Here is a 16,924-nt window from a genome sequence, read left to right on the forward strand (position 1 = left end):
CCTCTCGTTCGCTCGTCTCAGGGACACCTCCATCTGACCACGCGGGCAGGAGTGGGGTGGTTCACTGGTCGGGTGCCTCCCACGTCCCCCCGGGCTCCCTCACGGGCCGGCGCCTCCTCCTCCGCCGATCCCGAGCTGCTCGCCCGCCTCGCCGAGATCGGGACGGCCGCGCACGGCGGCCCCGGGACCGGGGCGGAGGTGCTGTACGACCGGCACGGCGTCCTGGTCGTGCGGGTCGGGGACGTGGTCGTCAAGGCGCACCAGGCCGACCGGGAGGGCGGGCCGCCGCTGGCCCGGCGGATGCGGGTGGCGGACGGGCTGCCCGAGCTGCTGCTGCCCTCGCTGGGCCCGCCCCTGGAGGTCGCCGGGCGCACGGTCACGGTGTGGCCCTACGGAGATCCCGTCAGCCCGGGCGACCTGCCTTGGGAGGACGGGGCCAGGCTCCTCGCCGACCTGCACAACGTTCCCCTGCCGGAGGACGTTCCGCCGTGGGGACGCCCCACGCGGGCCGCGCGGCTGGTGGCGGAGCTGGAGGACGGGCCCGCGGCGCGGGAGATCCGCCGGGCCTTCGCGACGCTGCCAGGCTGGATCCGGGGAGAGGGCCGGACGGAGGACGCGCCGGCCGGGGAGGCCCGGCGGACGCTGGTGCACGGTGACTGGCATCTGGGGCAGATGGTGCGCGCCGGCGGCGGCTGGCGGCTGATCGACATCGAGGACCTGGGAGCCGGGGACCCCGCGTGGGATCTGGCCCGGCCTGCGGCGCTGTACTCGTCGGGCGTCCTCAACCCCGACGACTGGTCCCGTTTCCTGGGCGCCTACCGCGCCTTCCAGGGCCCCGCCGTGCCCGCGGGCGGCGACCCCTGGGAGGTCCTGGACCTTCCGGCGCGAACTCTGGTGATCCAGATCGCCGCCACGTGCGTCAAATCCGCGCGGCAGGCCGACCGGCCGCTCGACGGGCCCGAGCAGGCGCTCGTCGACACCTGCAGCAGAATCTCCAGCGCGGGGTCCTCAGCAAGGACGTAACGCATAATTGGGGATCCACACCGGAAGGACGACAAGGCGATGCACTGTCCCAAGTGTCGTGGCGTGATGCGGACCTACACCCGCAACGGCGTCCACATCGAGCAATGCGACAACTGCCGGGGGATCTTCCTCGACTACGGCGAGCTTGAGGCCCTGAGCCGGATGGAGGCCCAGTACCGGCCCGCCCCGCCGGCGGCCCCGGCGCCCGGCTGGGGCGCCGCGCCCGCGGCCCCCGCCCAGGTGCACCATCACCACCACGGCGGCCCCGTCCACCACCGTCCCTACGGTCACGGCGTCTTCCACATGCTCTTCTCCACCTGATCCAGGCGGGGACGTTCCGGGAGGACGAGCCCGCGGGATCCTGCGATCCCGCGGGCACCACGTGAGACCCGAGAGGTGCGCGCGGCCGGCCTCAACGACGCTTGAGAGCCATGTCCAGCCGTCGCCGGAACGGCTTGTAGTCGTGGTCGGGAAACCACTGGGGAAACAGTTCCAGCATCGTGCGCAGCCTGGCGACCGTGCTGTCGCCGCCCGTGAGCGCGGCTTCGGTGAACAGGTACTGCCAGCCGAAGGTGCCCTTCGTGACGCGCAGGGCGTCGAGATAGCCCTGGTAGTCCAGGTCCAGCTTGTAGACGCGGTCGCCGGTCTTGTCGAACCAGATCTCGGGCTGCTCGACGCCCGGCCGCACCCGGAGCGCGGCAAGATGGCCGGTGCCCCACTCGGGCGTCCCGTCGATGCATCGGAGTTCGGACTGAAGCCGTTCCTGCTCGGGCGTCATGTCCGTCCACAGGTCGAGCGGCCGCTGGTTCAGCACGGCGTTCTCCAGGGCCTCCAGGCAGAACTCCCCGGCGATGAAGTGATCCCCGCCCTTGGCGCTCTGCCAGGCGCTGCCGAGATACTCGAACCGGAAGTGGCAGGTCCGGAAGGAGTCCCCCAGCGGCATACCCGTGGCGACGGAGACGGTGTCGAGGCTGGTCTCGGCATCCTCGATCTCGGGGTCGAGCTCCCTGTACTCGTTGAGGACCTCGATTCCGGGACAGTTCCTCAGCTCGTCCAGGACGTCGATCCAGGTCTGCTCGTAAGGGGTCAAATCGATCATGGGGCGAGCGTAGGGGCCCGCCACCCGCCCAGGACGGGCAACCGGACACAGCGGCACGCCGGGCCCGGGCCTGGCGGGTGTTCGTCCAACGATCGTTGGACGAACACCCGGACGCCCGGGCCGGTCACACTGCGGTGCCCTCTGCCTTGTTCCGGCCGCACCCCTACAGGCGGGGGTCCACCGGCTCCGACTCCAGGGCCAGCACCGCGAACACCGCCTGATGCACGCGCCACAGCGGCTCGCCCGCCGCCAGCCGGGCCAGGGCCTCCTCCCCCAGCGCGTGCTCGCGCATCGCCAGGGAACGCTTCCGGCCCGTCGAACGCCGCCGCAGCCGTTCCAGATGCTCGGGCTCGGTGTAGTCCGGGCCGTAGATGATCCGCAGGTACTCCCGGCCGCGGACCTTCAGCCCCGGCTGGACCTTCCTGTCCTCGGGGAGAGCACCCAGTGGCTTGACGACCATTCCCTCGCCACCATCGGCGGTGTACCGCTCCCACCACCCGATGGCGGCGGCGGCCGACTCCGTCGAACCCAGGTCCACCGCGAACCACTCGGTGCGCTGGATCATCCCGGTCGCGTCGGCGGCGGCGAGCCGCCCGGCGACCTCCATGTGCCAGTCGTGGCCGCGGGCCGAGGCCCACGCCCGCCCCTCTCCCGCCAGCACCTGGAACGGCGCGAGCCTGACCCCGTCCAGCCCGTCCACCCGCCAGCAGTAACGCGCGTAGGCGTCGCGGAAGAGCCCGGCGTTGGCGGCGCGCCGCCGGGTGCGCTCGCGCAGCTCGCCGACGTCCAGGCCGCGGCCCGCCGCCAGCTCCAGCGCGCCGGCGGCCACGGGGAGCGCCGCGCGGGCCGCCGCACCGGTCGCCGCGTACTGGGTGCGGATCAGGTCCATGGCCTTGGCCGACCACGGCATCAGCTCGCAGTCGAGCACCAGCCAGCCGGTCTCCAGTTCCTCCCACAGCCCGGCGGCACCGATCGCGGCGCGCACCCGGTCGAGCACCTCGGCCGTACGGGCGGGGTCGCGGAAGAAGGCCCTCCCGGTACGGGTGTACACCGCCCCCGTGGTGCCGTCGTCCACACCGAACCGGGCGGCGGCGACCCCGGCGTCGCGGCAGACCACCACCACGGCGCGCGAGCCCATGTGCTTCTCCTCGCACACCACGCGTTCCAGCCCGAGGTTCCGGTACGCCGCCAGCGCCTCCGCCGGATGCTCCAGCCACGTCGGCCCGCCGGACTCCCCAGACTCCCCGGCCACGTCTTGCACCCCCTGGGGGGACGACCCCCCAGACCCCCCGGCCACGTCTGTGGGGGCCATGGTCGCGGGCAGGTACACCAGCCAGCGCGGGTCGACCGCGAAACGGCTCATGACCTCCAGCGCCGCCACGGCGTTCTCGTGCCGGACCGTGACCCGCCCCATCAGGCGGGTCTCCACGCCGCCGGGGCCGAGCACGTCCTCGATCTTGAGGACGTCGCTCTCCCGGTGGCCGCCCGCCTCGGCAGGAGGGCCCTCGGCCACGAGGGGACGGACGGGCTCGTACCAGACCTGCCGGGCGGGCCGGGCGACCAGTTCGCGCTCGGGGTAGCGCAGCGCGGTCAGCTTCCCGCCGAAGACCGCGCCGGTGTCCAGGCAGATGGTGTTGTTGACCCATTCGGGCGCGGGCGTGGGCGCGTGCCCGTACACGACCATCGCCTTGCCCCGGTAGTCGCGGGCCCAGGGATAGCGCACCGGCAGCCCGTACTCGTCGGTCTCCCCGGTGGTGTCGCCGTAGAGGGCGAACGAGCGGACGCGGCCCGAGGCGCGCCCCTGGTAGTCCTCCTTCAGCCCGGCGTGCGCCACCACCAGCCGGCCGCCGTCCAGCACGTAATGGCTGATCAGGCCGTCCATGAAACGCAGCGCCTCGTCCCGGAACCCGGCCGGCTCGGCCGCCAGCTGGTCCAGCGACTCGGCCAGCCCGTGCGCGATCCGGACCTTCCGGCCGCGCATCGCCCGCACCAGCTTGGCCTCGTGGTTGCCCGACACGCACAGGGCCTGCCCGGCCGCCACCATCCCCATGACGAGGCGGAGGACGCCGGGGGTGTCGGGGCCGCGGTCCACCAGGTCGCCGACGAACACGGCGGTACGGCCGCCGGGGTGGTTCGCGCCGGCGGCCCGGCCGAGGGCGTCCCTTTCGATCTCGTAGCCGAGGTCGGCGAGCAGGTCCTCCAGCTCGGCGCGGCAGCCGTGCACGTCGCCGATGATGTCGAACGGGCCGGTCAGCTCGCGCCTGTCGTTCCACGCCTTCTCGCGGACGACGGTCGCGGCGTCGATCGCCGCCACGCCCTCCAGCACGTAGGAGCGCTTGAACTCGCGGCCCAGCGCGCGCAGCCCCCGGCGCAGCTCGCGCCGCTGCCGCGGGATCACGTGGTCGGGCAGGGCGCGGCGGTCGGGACGCAGCGCGTTGCGTTCGGCGGCCACCGCCTCGGGCACGTCGAGGACGATCGCGACCGACAGCACGTCGTGCTCCTTGGCGATCCGCAGCAGCGACTCGCGGGCCTTCGGCTGGACGTTGGTGGCGTCCACGACGGTGAGCAGCCCGCGCCGCAGCCGCTTGCGGACGATGTAGTGCAGCAGGTCGAACGCGTCTCCCGTGGCCGACTGGTCGTTCTCGTCGTCCGACACCACGCCGCGGCAGAAGTCGGACGACACGACCTGCGTCGGCAGGAAGTGCTTGCGGGCGAAGTGCGACTTGCCGGAACCGGAGATGCCGGCCAGGACGACCAGCCCCATCTCCGGCACCCTGATCAGGGTTCCGGCCTCGGTCCCGTTCATCCGGCCTCCTTCGTGAAGACGCCCATCTGCGTGGGGGCGCCGACCTCGGGGTCGTCGTCGCCCACGGGCACGTACCGGACCCGGTAGCCGAACCCGGCGGCGACCCGGCCGGCCCATTCCTCGAACTCGGCGCGGGTCCATTCGAAACGGTGGTCGGAATGGCGCATCGCGCCGGGCGCCAGGCCCTCGTAGCGGACGTTGTACTCGGCGTTCGGCGTGGTGACGATCACGACCCGCGGCCGGGCGTCCCCGAACACCACCCGTTCCACGGCCCCGAGCCGGGGCGGGTCGACGTGCTCGACGACCTCCATCAGCACCGCCGCGTCGTACCCGCGGAACCGTTCGTCGGTGTAGGTCAGCGCGCTCTGGTGGATCTCCACCCGCGGCTCCCGGTCGGAGCCGTACGGGTCGGGCAGCCCGCGCCGGTGGGCGATCTGCACCGCGCGGTACGAGACGTCCACGCCGACGATCTTCTCGAAGCGGTCGTCCTGCCTGAGCCGGGCGACCAGCTTCCCGGTGCCGCAGCCCAGATCGATGACGCGGCGGGCCCGTTCGGCGTGCAGCGTCTCCAGCACGGCCCGGATCCGGCGCTCGGCCAGCGGGGCGGGCGGGGGCGCGGCCCGGACCTCCTCGTCGTCGGCCGGGCCGCCGGGCCCGGCCGCGGTGGGGTCGGTCGCGGGCGGCTCCTCGTCCAGCGGGTCGCGGTCCAGCTCGTCCTCGGGCGCGCCGTCGGCGTCGGCCAGCCGCCCGAGGGCGACGCGCACGAGACCCCGGCGGTTGGCCAGGTAGCGGCGGGTGATGGCGGCCCGGTCGGGGTGGTCGGCGAGCCAGCCCTCCCCCGCCCGGATCAGCTTGTCCACCTCGTCGGGCGCGATCCAGTAGTGCTTGGCGTCGTCCAGGACGGGAAGCAGCACGTACAGCTGGTTGAGCGCGTCGGCGAGGCGCGCCTCGCCGGTCAGCCGCAGCGTCACGTACCGCGAGTCGCCCCATTCGGGGAACCCGGGATCGAGCGGCACCGGGGCGGCGTCCACCCGCCAGCCGAGCGGCGCGAAGAACCGTTCGGCCTGGTCCGGCCCGCCGCGGCACGGCAGCGCGGGCAGGACGATCTCCAGCGGCAGCGCCCGGCCGGGCAGTTCGGGACGGGCGTCGCACCGGCCGCGCATCGCCGTCCGGAACGTCCCGGCCATGGCGGAGGCCAGCAGGGAGGAGGCCGCGTAGGGCCGGTCGTTGACGTACTGCCCCAGGGAGAAGTCGGGGGTCCCCTTGCCTCGCGTGCGCACCAGCGCGACGGGGTCGACGTCGAGGAGCAGCGCGGCCGTGCAGCGGTCCTCTCCCGATTCCGGGTAGAAGACGTGCGCCGTGCCGAAGGACTGCCCGAACGCCTGGACCCGGTCGGGATGCTTGTGCAGCAGGAAGCCGAGGTCGGACGCCGGGGGCGCGGTCGTGGTGATCGTCAGAAGCACGCCGACAGTGTGTCGGATATCCGACTTCCCGGACGAACCTTTTCCGTCCGGGCCGGAAAAGGAGTTGTCGGCCGGCGACCGTTCCGGGGAGGATCCGCGGTGAAATGAGCAGACATCCCCGGCGGGCGACCGCACAAGAGACCGTGGCCATTCTCGAGCGCGGCGAATACCGGGCCCCCTCAGGGCGTACCGTCCCGATCGCCTCCGCCGTCGACCGGTCCGTCCAGGGCACCGTCCTGTACGACCCGCAGCGGCTGGCGGCGCATCTGAAGACGATCGCCGCCGGTGATCCCGGCGGCCTCGCCACGCGCATCGAGGTCACCGGGGAGACGACGCTGGAGGCGGCACGGAGGCTCAGCGCGGCGGCCGGGGACGGCACGGTTCCCCTCGCGCTGAACTTCGCCTCCGCCAAGAATCCCGGCGGCGGATTCCTCAATGGCGCGCACGCCCAGGAAGAGGGCCTGGCCCGTTCTTCGGCGCTGTACGCGTCACTGCGTTCCGCCCGCGCCTTCTACGATTTCCACCGCGATCAGCGCGACCTTCTCTACAGCGACCACATGATCTACTCGCCCGCCGTCCCGGTGTTCCGCGACGACGCCGGGCGGCTGCTGGAGGAGCCGTACCAGGTCGCCTTCCTCACCTCGCCCGCGCCCAACCGCGGGGCGATCAGGGACCCGGGCAAGGCCGCGCTCATCCCGGACACGCTGCGGCTGCGCGCCCGCAAGGTGCTGGCGGCGGCGCTGGTGAACGGCCACGGGCGGCTGGTGCTGGGCGCCTGGGGCTGCGGCGTCTTCCGCAACGACCCCCGCGAGGTCGCCACCGCGTTCGCCGAGGCGCTCGGCCCGGGCGCGGAGTTCGCCGGGCGGTTCGAGCACGTCGTGTTCGCCGTCTGGGACAACGCCAACGGCTCGCCCCGGCTCGCCGCCTTCCAGGACGTCCTCGCCGGCCTCACCGGCTGAGGTGCCGGGCGCGGGCCGCTCCCGGTACGAGGCGGCCCGCGCGCCACCGCTCAGAGCTTGGCGAGGACCTCGGCCGCGATCAGCTCCAGATGACCGAGATCGTTCAGGTCCAGGACCTGCAGGTAGAGGGTCTCGGCGCCCAGCTCGGCGAACGTGCCGATCTTCTCCAGCACCTCGCCGGGCGTTCCGGTCAGCCCGTTCTCGCGCAGCTCGGGCACCTCCCGGCCGATCGCGCCGGCGCGCCGCGCGATCTCCGCCTCGTCCCGGCCGACGCAGACGATCTGGGCCGCCGAGTACACCATGGGCTTGGTCCGCCCCGCCTCCCGGCAGGCCGTCCGTACCCGTTCGAAGGCGGCGGCGGTGTCGCCGGGCCGGTGGAACGGCACGTTGTACTCGTCGGCGTACGCCGCCGCCAGGCGCGGGGTGCGCTTGGCGCCGACCCCGCCGATCAGCACCGGCGGCCCGCCCGCCTGCGCGGGCTTGGGCAGGGCCGGGGAGTCGGCCAGCCGGTAGTGACGCCCCTCGAAGTCGTAGGTCTCGCCCGGAGGCGTCCGCCAGAGCCCGGTGATGATCTCCAGCTGCTCCTCCAGCCGTTCGAACCGCTCGCCCAGGCTCGGGAACGGGATGCCGTACGCGGTGTGCTCGGCGTCGAACCAGCCCGTGCCGACGCCGAAGTCGACCCGGCCGCCGCTCATCCGGTCGACCTGGGCGACCGCGATGGCCAGCGGGCCGGGCAGCCGGAACGTGGCCGCCGTCATCAGGGTGCCGAGCCGGATCCGGCTGGTCTCGCGGGCCAGCGCGCCCAGCGTCACCCAGGCGTCGGTCGGGCCGGGCTCCCCGGACACGTCGCCCATCTTCAGGAAGTGGTCGGAGCGGAAGAACGCGTCGAACCCGAGGTCCTCCGTGGCCTTGGCCACCGACAGCAACGTCTCGTACGAGGCCCCCTGCTGGGGCTCGGTGAAGATCCGGAGTTTCATGAGGGCCATTATCCGGCCGTGAGCAGTGCGATGGCGGCCACGACCCCGGCGAGGCCGGCGGCCTGGGCCCGGCGGAGCCGCTCTCCCAGGAGGGTGACGCCCAGTATGACCGGGATCGCCGGATAGAGCGAGGAAAGGACCACCGCCACGGCGACGAGCTGAGACCTGGTCGCCAGCAGGTAGAGGATCAGGGCGAGGGCGGCCAGGCCCCCGGTCAGCGCCGCCGACGGCATCAGGCGCGGCGGCAGGCCGCGCCCGTTCTCCGCGTCCGGCCGCGAGGCGGTCCGCAGCAGCGGCAGGATCGCCAGGACCGCGGCGCAGCGTCCGGTGACGACGGGCCAGATCCCGGCCTCCGCCCCGGCCTGGGCGAGGGCGAGGTACTGCACGCCGATCCCGAGGCCGGCGACCAGGGCGTCGGCGGTCGCCGCCGACGTCCCGGCCCCGCCGCCGGCGCGGTCCCGCGACACCAGCCACAGGGCGGGCACCGCGGTGGCCACGCCCAGCCACGCGAGCGGCGAGGGGCGATCGCCCAGCAGGACCACCCCGGCCAGCACGGGCAGCGCGAGCCCGTTCACGGCGCTGACCGGCACCACCACGCTCATCGACCCCCGGCTCAGGCCGCGGTAGAGGAAGACCATCCCCAGGCCGGTGCCCACGCCCGACAGCGCGCCCCAGGCCAGGTCGGGGACGGCCGGATCCGCCGCGGGGACGAACGGCGCGGCGAGCAGGGTCAGCGCCAGCCCGCCGAGCTGCCCGGCCAGGGCGACCGAGGCGAAGCCCGCGCGGCGTGACAGCAGGCCGCCCCACACGTCGGCGACGCCGTAGACCACGGCCGAGGCCAGCGCGAGCAGCGGTCCCATCAGCCGGGCCCCCGATCCCGGTCCCGATCCCGGTCCCGTTCCCGGTCCCGTTCCGCCTGGCCGACGGGACACGCGGCGCCGGTCGTGCAGGCCCGGCGGTCGCACAGCCGGCACATGAGGTCGGCGTCGCCGACGTCCTCGTACAGGCGGGTGAGCAGCCTGGCCAGCAGGCCGGCCAGGGTGTCCCGCTCGTCCTCGTCCAGGACGGCGAGCGCCTCGGCCAGGGGGGCGCCGCGCGCGGCCAGCAGGTCCCGTGCGGAACGGCGTCCGCCGGCGGTGAGGCGCACGGCGACCTGCCGTCCGGCGGCGCGGTGGCGTTCCACCAGGCCGTCGGCCGCGAGGGCGTCCACCATCCGCACGGCGGCGGACTGGGTGAGACCGACCCGCCGCCCCAGTTCCGTCACGGTCACCTCCGGGGAGGCGTCCAGCACGACCAGCGCCGCCGCCCCGCTGGCGCTGACGCCCGCGGCCCTGGCAGCGCGGGTGAGCACGAGGTCGTTCACCACGAGTGCGGCGGCGCCCAGCAGGTTGGCGGTTCGACTTTCATGCATGAGTCATGCATAACCCTCTCCACCCGTCCCCGTCAATCACGACCTTGAGGTACGGAAACCCCCAAGAATGGGCAGATGCCATTGTCAGGACCCCGGACTCGATCTTCACTGGAACGATGGAGGCGAAGAACCGCGCGAGCCTCACCTACCGCCTGCGGTACGCCACGCGGAATCCCGCGCGGATCGGACCGTACGCGCGCAGGCTCGCCCGCGACACCTGGCTACGCGCCCGCGCCCGCGACCACGTGGGCTACTACCGCTCGGTCATGCGCTCCGACACCGCCCGCAGCCCGTACGGCGCGGTCGGCAGCACTGCCCGCCGGCACTGGAACGCCCTGGGCCGGCTCCAGTTCGACTACCTGGCCGGCCACGGGCTCAAGCCGTCCGACCGGATGCTGGAGATCGGCTGCGGCAACCTGCGCGCCGGGCACCTGTTCATCGGCCACCTCGACACGGGGCACTACCACGGCATCGACATCTCGCCCGACATCCTGTTCGCCGCGCAGGACACCCTGGTCGAGTACGGGCTGCAGGACAAGCTCCCCTGCCTGACCCCGGTCCGCGACCTGCGCCTGGCGTTCCTGCCCGAACGGCACTTCACCGTCGTGCACGCCCACAGCGTCTTCTCGCACTCGCCGATCAGCGTCATCGAGGAGTGCCTGGCCAACGTGGGCCGCGTCCTGGCCCCGGGCGGCTTCTTCGACTTCACCTTCAACCGCACCGAGGGCGAGGAGCACCACGTGCTCCGCGAGGACTTCTACTACCGCACCTCGACGCTCGTCGGCCTCGCCCGCGAGCACGGCCTGGACGCCCGCTTCATGGACGACTGGGAACAGGGCAACACCCACAAGCAGTCCAAGCTCCGCCTCACCGCCGCCACCTGACCCTCCGCCCGCTCACCTCACGCCCGCTCACGCCTGGTCGCCCACCGTCCGCGCCGGTTCGCCGGAGGCCGGCCGTTCGCCGTGGCCGGGCCGGTCGCGGACCGGAAGGCGCACGGTGACGTTCAGCCCGCCGGCGGGCCGGGGCTCGGCGGTCACGTGCCCGTGGTGGGCGGTGGCGACGGCACGGACGATCGACAGGCCCAGGCCGCTCCCCCGGTCGGACCGCACCCGGTCCTGCCGGAGCCGGCGGAACGGCTCGAACATCGTCTCCACCTCGTACGGCGGGACGGCCGGCCCGGTGTTGGCCACGGACAGCCGGATCCATCCGCCGCGCCGCCCCGTCGCCACCCGCAGCTCGCCGCCGTCGTGGTTGTGCCTGATCGCGTTCTCCACCAGGTTCTGGACGAGCCGTTCGATCAGGACGGGGTCGCCCGCGGACGGCGCCGGGCCGAGCGCGCGGACGACGGACAGGCCACGGCCGGCGGCCTCGGCGGCGGCCTGGTCGAGCACGTGCCCGGCCACGTCGGCCAGGTCGAGCGGGACCGGTTCGGTCACGGCGTTCTCCCCGCCCGCCAGGGTGAGCAGCCCGTCGATGAGCCGTTCGTGCCTGCTGCTGACCACCAGCAGCGACTCGCCCAGCCGCCGCACGTCGTCGGTGGCGTCGGGGCGGCGCACCGCCACGTCCACGAGGGTCCGGTTGATGGCCAGCGGGGTGCGCAGCTCGTGCGAGGCGTTGGCGACGAACCTCCGCTGGCCGTCGAACGCCCTGGCCAGCCGCTCCAACATCGTGTCGAAGGTGTCGGCCAGCTCCCGCACGTCGTCGCGCGGCCCCTCGTAGGCGATCCGTTCGGTGAGGTTGTGGCTGTGCGCCACCCGGCGGGCGGTCTCGGTGATGTGGTGGACGGGCCGCAGCGCGCGGTCGGCCAGCAGCCAGCCCAGCCCCAGCGCCGCCGTCCCCACCACGCCCAGCGCGATGCCGCCCTGGGTCAGCAGCGACCGCATCGTCTGCCGCTGGGTTTCCTCCCGGTTCTTCACCAGGACACCTTCGAGCTTCTTGGTGGGGACGATGTCAGTGGACGGCGCCGTCCTGGCGAAGAAGTCCGCGCGGGAGTCCCCCTCGACCATCGCCTTGGTGAGGACCGGCCCGGACTCGCCCGTCCGCTGCAGGTTGTTCTGCACGAGGAAGTAGGTGAGGGCGAGCAGGACGACCCCCGCGGCGAGGAACAGCCCCCCGTACAGCAGCGTGAGCCGTACCCGGATCGTGGGGCGGAACCGCGCGGCGAGGGGCGCGGCCGTGAACGCGAGCCTCATGGGATGCGGTACCCCGCTCCCGGGACGGTCTCGATGACCGGTGGGTCTCCGAGTTTGCGGCGCAGCTTCATGAGGGTCACCCGGACGGTGTTGGTGAACGGGTCGGTGTGCTCGTCCCAGACCTTCTCCAGCAGCCGCTCCGCCGAGACCACGGCGCCGTCGGCGCGGAGCAGCTCGGCGAGCAGCCCGAACTCCTTGCGGGCCAGATGGACGTACCTCCCGTCGCGGTGGACCTCCCGGCGGGCCGGGTCGAGCCGTATCCCGGCGCGCTCCAGCGTCGGGGGGTCGGCCGGGCGGGCGCGGCGGCCGAGCGCGTGGATGCGGGCGACCAGTTCCTCGAACGCGAACGGCTTGGTCAGGTAGTCGTCCGCGCCGAGGCGCAGCCCCTCCACCCGGGCCGGGACGGCCGCGGCGGCGGTGAGCATCAGGACCCGCACGTGCGCGCCCGACTCCACCACCGCCCGGCAGACGTCGTCGCCGTGCACGACCGGCAGGTCCCGGTCCAGGATCAGCACGTCGTAGTCGTTGACGCCGAGCCGCTCCAGCGCGGCGTCGCCGTCGTTGACCACGTCCACGGCGAGCGCCTCGGCCCGCAGCCCCTCGGCGATCGAGTCGGCGAGCATCCGCTCGTCCTCGGCGACCAGTATCCGCACCCGTTCCCGTCCTCGTCCTCGCACGCGGTCCCCACACCGTCCCCGTGCGGTCCCCGCCATCTCCGTGACCGGGCGGGCCCGTCCGGCCCGGCCCGGCCCGCCTCAGCTTGGGGCAACGGGCGTAACGCGGGCATAACGCGATCCGGTTACGCCCGGGTTATCGCCCGGAGGCTGGACTTCTGGTCGACCGCCGGGAACCCCCGGCGGGAACGACAGGAGACCCACCATGCGACGACACGTGCTTCCGGCGGTGGCCCTGGTCCCGTTCCTCGTCCTCGGCGCGTCCGCCTGCGGGGGCGGCGGGACCGGCACCGACGCGCGGAGAGCGGCGACCGGCGACACCGACAAGCTCCGCGCCTACGCCAGGTGCATGCGCGCGGCCGGTGTCGATATGCCCGACCCCTCGGACGACGGGCGTGTCCAGGTGAAGACGATGCGGGGCCAGGAGAGCGCGATGAAGGCGGCCGAGGCCAAGTGCCGCCACCTCATGCCGAACGGCGGCAAGCCGCCGAAGGCCGACGCGCGGCAACTGGCCGAGATGCGCCGGGTGGCGCAGTGCATGCGCCGCAACGGCGTGCCGCAGTTCCCCGACCCCGACCCCGACGGCGGCCTCAAGGTCAAGATGCGGAAGGGCACCGCGATGGACCCGGACCACCCGACCTACAGGAAGGCGGAGAAGGCATGCCGTCCCGCAGGCACGGGCGACCCCGCCAGGCCCACCGGGAAGACCGCCCCTGGCCTCTCCGGCGGAATCGGCCAGGGAACGGGGCCCGCACGATGACGGTGACCGGCCGGCGGAGGGTCGCCGCCCTGGCGCTGCTCCCCGTCCTCGCCCTCGGACTGCCCGGCTGCGGCGGCGGGAACGGCGAGGCCAAGGTCGCACCCGTCAGCGACCAGGAGAAGATGCGCAGGTACGCCCAGTGCATGCGGCAGAACGGCGTCGACATGCCGGATCCGGCGGACAAGGGTGGACTGCGGGTCAAGGCGAGACGGACGCAGGACGCGGGGCGCGAGCCCGGCAAGGACGAGGTGAGGGCCGCAGACGCCAAGTGCCGCCCCCTCATGCCGAACGGGGGCAAGCCGCCGAAGGCCGACCCCGAGGCGGTCGCCCGGCAGCGCGCCCTGGCCAGGTGCATGCGCCAGAACGGCGTGCCGGAGTTCCCCGACCCCGACGCCAACGGCGGCATCAGGATCCGGAGCGGCCCCGGCGGCTCGGGGATCGACCCCGAGAGCGCGACGTTCCAGGCCGCTCAGAAGGCGTGCGCCGGGCACCGTCCCAAGGGCCCGGTCCCGGCCGGCGGGGCACCGATGGTCGGCGGCAAGACCGAGGGAGGTGGCCGTTGAGCCGGAGACGCACCGTGCTGCTCGGCGCCGCCGGGGCGGTCGCCGCCGGCGGCGCCGGGCTCGCGACGATCGGGCTGGGCGGCGGGAACGGCGTCACCGCCGCGCACAGCTCGCTGCCGCCCGCCACCGCCCCGGTCGAACGGACGACCCTGGTGGAGACCCAGCGGGTGGACGGCACGCTCGGCTACGGCGCCGACCGTACAGTGACCGGCGCGGGCGGCAGTGGCACCGTGACCTGGCTGCCCGGACCCGGTGACGAGATCGCCCGGGGGCGTCCCGCCTACAAGGTCGACGACAGGCCGGTTCCGCTCCTCTACGGGTCCCTGCCCATCTACCGGACCCTGGCGGAAGGCGTGGAGGGCCCGGACGTCAGGCAGCTCGAACAGAACCTGCGGGCCCTCGGCTACACCGGATTCACCGTCGACCGGACGTTCGGCTCCGCCACCACCGCCGCCGTGAAGCGCTGGCAGGAGGATCTCGGCGTCCAGGAGACCGGCACGGTGACGCGGGGATCGGCGCTGGTCGCCCCCGGCGAGATCCGGGTGGCCGAACGCAAGGCCGCCGTCGGCGACCGGGCCGGCGGGGCGATCCTCACCTACACCGGAACCGTCCGCCAGGTCAGCGCGGACCTCGACGTCCAGTACCAGCGGCTCGCGCGCAAGGGCGCCCGGGTGACGATCGAGCTGCCCGGCGGCGGCACCGTCAAGGGCACCATCACCTCCGTCGGCAAGGTCGCCAAGGAGGGGGAGGACGATCGGCCCACCACGGTCGAGATCGGCATCGCCGTCCGCGGCCAGGGCGCGCTCGGCTCCTACGACAAGGCCCCGGTGACGGTCCACCTCACCGCGGCCCGGCACGCCGGCGTCCTGGCCGTGCCGGTCGGAGCGCTGCTGGCGCGGCCGGGCGGCGGCTACGCCGTCCAGGTCGTCGAGGGCTCCGGCGTACGGACGGTCCCGGTCGAGACGGGCGTGTTCACCGAGGGCAAGGTGGAGGTCTCCGGCACGGGCCTGGCGGCGGGCATGAAGGTGGGGATCCCCAAATGACCGCCGTCGTGGAACTCAGGGAGGTCACCCGGACCTACCCGGGAGGGGTCACCGCGCTCGACGGCGTCTCCGTCGCCGTCGAGCCCGGCGAGCTGGTCGCGATCGTGGGCCCGTCCGGTTCGGGCAAGTCGACCCTGCTGCACCTGCTCGGCACGCTGGACCGGCCGAGCCGCGGAACAGTGCTCGTCGAGGGCCGGGACGTGTCGACGCTGCCGGACCGGCGGGTGTCGGCGCTGCGCGCCCGCCGGATCGGGTTCGTCTTCCAGCAGTTCCACCTGGCGCCCGGCGTCAGCGCGCTGGACAACGTCGCCGATGGGCTCCTCTACGGCGGCGTGCCCCTCGCGCAGCGGCGGCGGCGGGCCCGCGCGGCGCTGGAACGAGTCGGGCTCGGGCACCGCCTCGGCCACCGGCCGCACCAGCTGTCGGGCGGCGAGAAGCAGCGGGTCGCGATCGCCCGCGCGGTGGTGGGCGAGCCGGCGATGCTGCTGGCCGACGAGCCGACCGGCGCGCTGGACTCGGCCTCCGGCGCGGGCGTCCTCGGCCTGCTCCGCGAGCTGGCCGAGGGCGGCACCGCCGTCGTCGTCATCACCCATGACCGGGACATCGCCGCGACCCTCCCCCGCCAGGTGCGGATGCGCGACGGCCGGATCGTCCACGACGGCGCCCTGGCGGAGGCGAGACGGTGAGCGCCGAGGACGTACCGGCCCGGATGAGTCCCGGCGACGTGCTCCGGGTCGGCGCCGCGGGGCTGCGCGCCCGGCCGCTGCGGGTGTTCCTGTCCGCGCTCGGCATCGCGATCGGGATCGCCGCGATGATCGGTGTGGTGGGCATCTCGTCGTCCAGCCGGGCGCAGTTGCAGGCCACCCTGGACCGGCTGGGCACCAACCTGCTGACCGTGGCGCCGGGCCGCACCTTCTTCGGCGAGGACGCCAGGCTGCCCGAGGCGCCGGCCGGCATGATCGGCCGGTTGGAGGGCGTCCTGTCCGCCTCGGCCACCGGCCGGGTCGCCGACGCGAAGGTGTACCGCAACGACCGCGTCCCCGAGGGGGAGACCGGCGGGATCAGCGTGCTGGCGGCCCGCCTCGACCTGCCCCGTACGGTCGGGCTCGGCATGGCGGCCGGGCGGTGGCTCAACGCCGGGACCGGCCGCTACCCCGCGGTCGTCCTCGGCTCGGCCACCGCCGAACGGCTCGGCGTCGCCGAGCCCGGCGTCCAGGTGTGGCTCGGCGGGCAGTGGTTCACGGTCGTGGGGATCCTGAGCCCCAACGGCCTGGCACCGGAACTGGACGCCGCCGCTCTGGTGGGCTGGGACGCGGCCAGGGCCCGGCTCGGCTTCGACGGCCATCCCACGACCATCTACACCCGGACCGACAAGCACCGGGTGGAGCCGGTACGGGAGCTGCTCGCCGCCACCGCCAACCCGGAGGCGCCCAACGAGATCGAGGTCAGCCGCCCCTCGGACGCGCTGGCCGCGCAGAACGCCACCGACCAGGCGTTCACCGGGCTGCTGCTGGGCCTGGGCGGGGTGGCGCTGCTGGTCGGCGGCGTCGGCGTCGCCAACACGATGGTCATCTCGGTGCTGGAACGCCGCGCCGAGATCGGCCTGCGCCGTTCGCTGGGCGCCACCCGGGGCCAGATCCGGTCGCAGTTCCTCACCGAGTCCCAGCTGCTGGCCGCCCTCGGCGGAGCCGGCGGCGTGACGCTCGGGATCGTCGTCACGGCGGTCTACGCGATCAGCCAGGGCTGGCCGACGGTGGTCCCGGTGTGGGCGATGGCCGGAGGCATCGGCGCGACCCTGGTCATCGGCGCGCTGGCCGGCCTCTACCCCGCCGTCCGCGCCGCCCGCCTGTCCCCCACCGAGGCCCTGACCGGCCCCTGACCTGCGGCCACCCTCGTCCGGGCTCGCGCCCCGCGAGGGTGGCCGCCGTACGCGGTGGGGCCAGCCCTACCG

The 16,924-nt window shown here is 74.0% G+C and carries 17 protein-coding genes; 9 read left to right on the top strand and 8 right to left on the bottom strand.

Annotated features, from left to right (window positions below; all coding sequences use genetic code 11):
• Nucleotides 1-72 precede the first annotated feature (72 nt).
• Together IW256_RS26090 and IW256_RS26095 are read left to right on the top strand one after the other, a co-directional pair.
• On the top strand, nucleotides 73-1,023 hold the full coding sequence (locus IW256_RS26090; protein WP_307829088.1) for a phosphotransferase family protein: 951 nt from the start codon (nucleotides 73-75) through the stop codon (nucleotides 1,021-1,023).
• 39 nt (nucleotides 1,024-1,062) lie between these two features.
• Nucleotides 1,063-1,344, top strand: a complete 282-nt coding sequence (locus IW256_RS26095; protein ID WP_197013471.1) for a TFIIB-type zinc ribbon-containing protein — start codon at nucleotides 1,063-1,065, stop codon at nucleotides 1,342-1,344.
• A gap of 91 nt (nucleotides 1,345-1,435) precedes the next feature.
• Here the strand turns inward: IW256_RS26095 and IW256_RS26100 are convergent, their stop codons facing one another.
• The 3 genes from IW256_RS26100 to IW256_RS26110 all read right to left on the bottom strand — a co-directional run bounded on the left by IW256_RS26100 (nucleotide 1,436) and on the right by IW256_RS26110 (nucleotide 6,391).
• Nucleotides 1,436-2,122 carry a hypothetical protein gene (locus tag IW256_RS26100; protein ID WP_197013472.1) on the bottom strand — a complete coding sequence of 229 codons (687 nt, stop codon included), beginning with the start codon at nucleotides 2,120-2,122 and terminating at the stop codon, nucleotides 1,436-1,438.
• A 163-nt stretch (nucleotides 2,123-2,285) separates the two neighbouring features.
• Complete coding sequence (locus IW256_RS26105; RefSeq protein WP_197013473.1) at nucleotides 2,286-4,928, bottom strand: polynucleotide kinase-phosphatase; 2,643 nt, start codon at nucleotides 4,926-4,928, stop codon at nucleotides 2,286-2,288.
• Nucleotides 4,925-6,391 (bottom strand): 3' terminal RNA ribose 2'-O-methyltransferase Hen1, encoded by a 1,467-nt coding sequence (locus IW256_RS26110; protein WP_197013474.1) that lies wholly within the window; start codon nucleotides 6,389-6,391, stop codon nucleotides 4,925-4,927. Before IW256_RS26110 ends, IW256_RS26105 begins: the two co-directional genes overlap by 4 nt.
• A 104-nt stretch (nucleotides 6,392-6,495) precedes the next feature.
• On the opposite strand from IW256_RS26110, the gene IW256_RS26115 reads away from it, so the two are divergent.
• The gene (locus IW256_RS26115) at nucleotides 6,496-7,350 is read left to right on the top strand and encodes a TIGR02452 family protein (protein WP_197013475.1); all 855 of its coding nucleotides are present in this window, start codon (nucleotides 6,496-6,498) and stop codon (nucleotides 7,348-7,350) included.
• 50 nt (nucleotides 7,351-7,400) lie between these two features.
• On the opposite strand, the gene IW256_RS26120 is transcribed toward IW256_RS26115, so the two are convergent.
• Genes IW256_RS26120 through IW256_RS26130 form a run of 3 tightly spaced genes read right to left on the bottom strand, consistent with a single transcriptional unit; the run spans nucleotide 7,401 to nucleotide 9,738 of the window.
• Complete coding sequence (locus IW256_RS26120) at nucleotides 7,401-8,327, bottom strand: LLM class F420-dependent oxidoreductase (protein ID WP_197013476.1); 927 nt, start codon at nucleotides 8,325-8,327, stop codon at nucleotides 7,401-7,403.
• 8 nt (nucleotides 8,328-8,335) lie between these two features.
• The gene (locus IW256_RS26125) at nucleotides 8,336-9,187 is read right to left on the bottom strand and encodes an EamA family transporter (RefSeq protein WP_197013477.1); all 852 of its coding nucleotides are present in this window, start codon (nucleotides 9,185-9,187) and stop codon (nucleotides 8,336-8,338) included.
• Entirely contained in the window at nucleotides 9,187-9,738 is a 552-nt protein-coding gene (locus tag IW256_RS26130; protein ID WP_197013478.1) for a MarR family winged helix-turn-helix transcriptional regulator, read from the bottom strand. Before IW256_RS26130 ends, IW256_RS26125 begins: the two co-directional genes overlap by 1 nt.
• 116 nt (nucleotides 9,739-9,854) lie before the next feature.
• On the opposite strand from IW256_RS26130, the gene IW256_RS26135 reads away from it, so the two are divergent.
• On the top strand, nucleotides 9,855-10,622 hold the full coding sequence (locus tag IW256_RS26135; protein WP_197013479.1) for a class I SAM-dependent methyltransferase: 768 nt from the start codon (nucleotides 9,855-9,857) through the stop codon (nucleotides 10,620-10,622).
• 27 nt (nucleotides 10,623-10,649) lie between these two features.
• Here the strand turns inward: IW256_RS26135 and IW256_RS26140 are convergent, their stop codons facing one another.
• Together IW256_RS26140 and IW256_RS26145 are read right to left on the bottom strand one after the other, a co-directional pair.
• A complete protein-coding gene (locus IW256_RS26140) occupies nucleotides 10,650-11,933 on the bottom strand; it encodes a sensor histidine kinase (RefSeq protein WP_197013480.1) in 1,284 nt (427 codons plus the stop codon).
• Nucleotides 11,930-12,586 carry a response regulator transcription factor gene (locus tag IW256_RS26145; RefSeq protein ID WP_197016566.1) on the bottom strand — a complete coding sequence of 219 codons (657 nt, stop codon included), beginning with the start codon at nucleotides 12,584-12,586 and terminating at the stop codon, nucleotides 11,930-11,932. Before IW256_RS26145 ends, IW256_RS26140 begins: the two co-directional genes overlap by 4 nt.
• Nucleotides 12,587-12,812: 226 nt before the next feature.
• Between IW256_RS26145 and IW256_RS26150 the strand changes: the two genes are divergently transcribed.
• From IW256_RS26150 to IW256_RS26170, 5 genes are read left to right on the top strand one after another with little or no spacing between them, the layout of a single operon-like run.
• Nucleotides 12,813-13,367 carry a hypothetical protein gene (locus tag IW256_RS26150; RefSeq protein WP_197013481.1) on the top strand — a complete coding sequence of 185 codons (555 nt, stop codon included), beginning with the start codon at nucleotides 12,813-12,815 and terminating at the stop codon, nucleotides 13,365-13,367.
• Nucleotides 13,364-13,930, top strand: a complete 567-nt coding sequence (locus IW256_RS26155; protein ID WP_197013482.1) for a hypothetical protein — start codon at nucleotides 13,364-13,366, stop codon at nucleotides 13,928-13,930. Before IW256_RS26150 ends, IW256_RS26155 begins: the two co-directional genes overlap by 4 nt.
• The gene (locus IW256_RS26160; RefSeq protein WP_231403930.1) at nucleotides 13,927-14,973 is read left to right on the top strand and encodes a peptidoglycan-binding protein; all 1,047 of its coding nucleotides are present in this window, start codon (nucleotides 13,927-13,929) and stop codon (nucleotides 14,971-14,973) included. The genes IW256_RS26155 and IW256_RS26160 overlap by 4 nt, the downstream gene beginning before the upstream one ends.
• Nucleotides 14,970-15,659 (top strand): ABC transporter ATP-binding protein, encoded by a 690-nt coding sequence (locus IW256_RS26165; protein ID WP_197013483.1) that lies wholly within the window; start codon nucleotides 14,970-14,972, stop codon nucleotides 15,657-15,659. Before IW256_RS26160 ends, IW256_RS26165 begins: the two co-directional genes overlap by 4 nt.
• Entirely contained in the window at nucleotides 15,656-16,852 is a 1,197-nt protein-coding gene (locus IW256_RS26170) for an ABC transporter permease (protein ID WP_307829090.1), read from the top strand. The genes IW256_RS26165 and IW256_RS26170 overlap by 4 nt, the downstream gene beginning before the upstream one ends.
• The last annotated feature ends 72 nt before the right edge of the window (nucleotides 16,853-16,924 follow it).

This window comes from Actinomadura viridis, assembly GCF_015751755.1.
GTDB classification, from domain to species: Bacteria; Actinomycetota; Actinomycetes; order Streptosporangiales; family Streptosporangiaceae; genus Spirillospora; species Spirillospora viridis.

Excerpts from the sequence above, each read along its gene's own strand:
- IW256_RS26095 (WP_197013471.1), top strand. The coding sequence starts at position 1,063 with ATGCACTGTCCCAAGTGTCGTGGCGTGATGCGGACCTACACCCGCAAC.
- IW256_RS26100 (WP_197013472.1), bottom strand. The coding sequence starts at position 2,122 with ATGATCGATTTGACCCCTTACGAGCAGACCTGGATCGACGTCCTGGAC.
- IW256_RS26105 (WP_197013473.1), bottom strand. The coding sequence starts at position 4,928 with ATGAACGGGACCGAGGCCGGAACCCTGATCAGGGTGCCGGAGATGGGG.
- IW256_RS26115 (WP_197013475.1), top strand. The coding sequence starts at position 6,496 with ATGAGCAGACATCCCCGGCGGGCGACCGCACAAGAGACCGTGGCCATT.
- IW256_RS26120 (WP_197013476.1), bottom strand. The coding sequence starts at position 8,327 with ATGAAACTCCGGATCTTCACCGAGCCCCAGCAGGGGGCCTCGTACGAG.
- IW256_RS26125 (WP_197013477.1), bottom strand. The coding sequence starts at position 9,187 with ATGGGACCGCTGCTCGCGCTGGCCTCGGCCGTGGTCTACGGCGTCGCC.
- IW256_RS26130 (WP_197013478.1), bottom strand. The coding sequence starts at position 9,738 with ATGCATGAAAGTCGAACCGCCAACCTGCTGGGCGCCGCCGCACTCGTG.
- IW256_RS26135 (WP_197013479.1), top strand. The coding sequence starts at position 9,855 with ATGGAGGCGAAGAACCGCGCGAGCCTCACCTACCGCCTGCGGTACGCC.
- IW256_RS26140 (WP_197013480.1), bottom strand. The coding sequence starts at position 11,933 with ATGAGGCTCGCGTTCACGGCCGCGCCCCTCGCCGCGCGGTTCCGCCCC.
- IW256_RS26150 (WP_197013481.1), top strand. The coding sequence starts at position 12,813 with ATGCGACGACACGTGCTTCCGGCGGTGGCCCTGGTCCCGTTCCTCGTC.
- IW256_RS26155 (WP_197013482.1), top strand. The coding sequence starts at position 13,364 with ATGACGGTGACCGGCCGGCGGAGGGTCGCCGCCCTGGCGCTGCTCCCC.
- IW256_RS26165 (WP_197013483.1), top strand. The coding sequence starts at position 14,970 with ATGACCGCCGTCGTGGAACTCAGGGAGGTCACCCGGACCTACCCGGGA.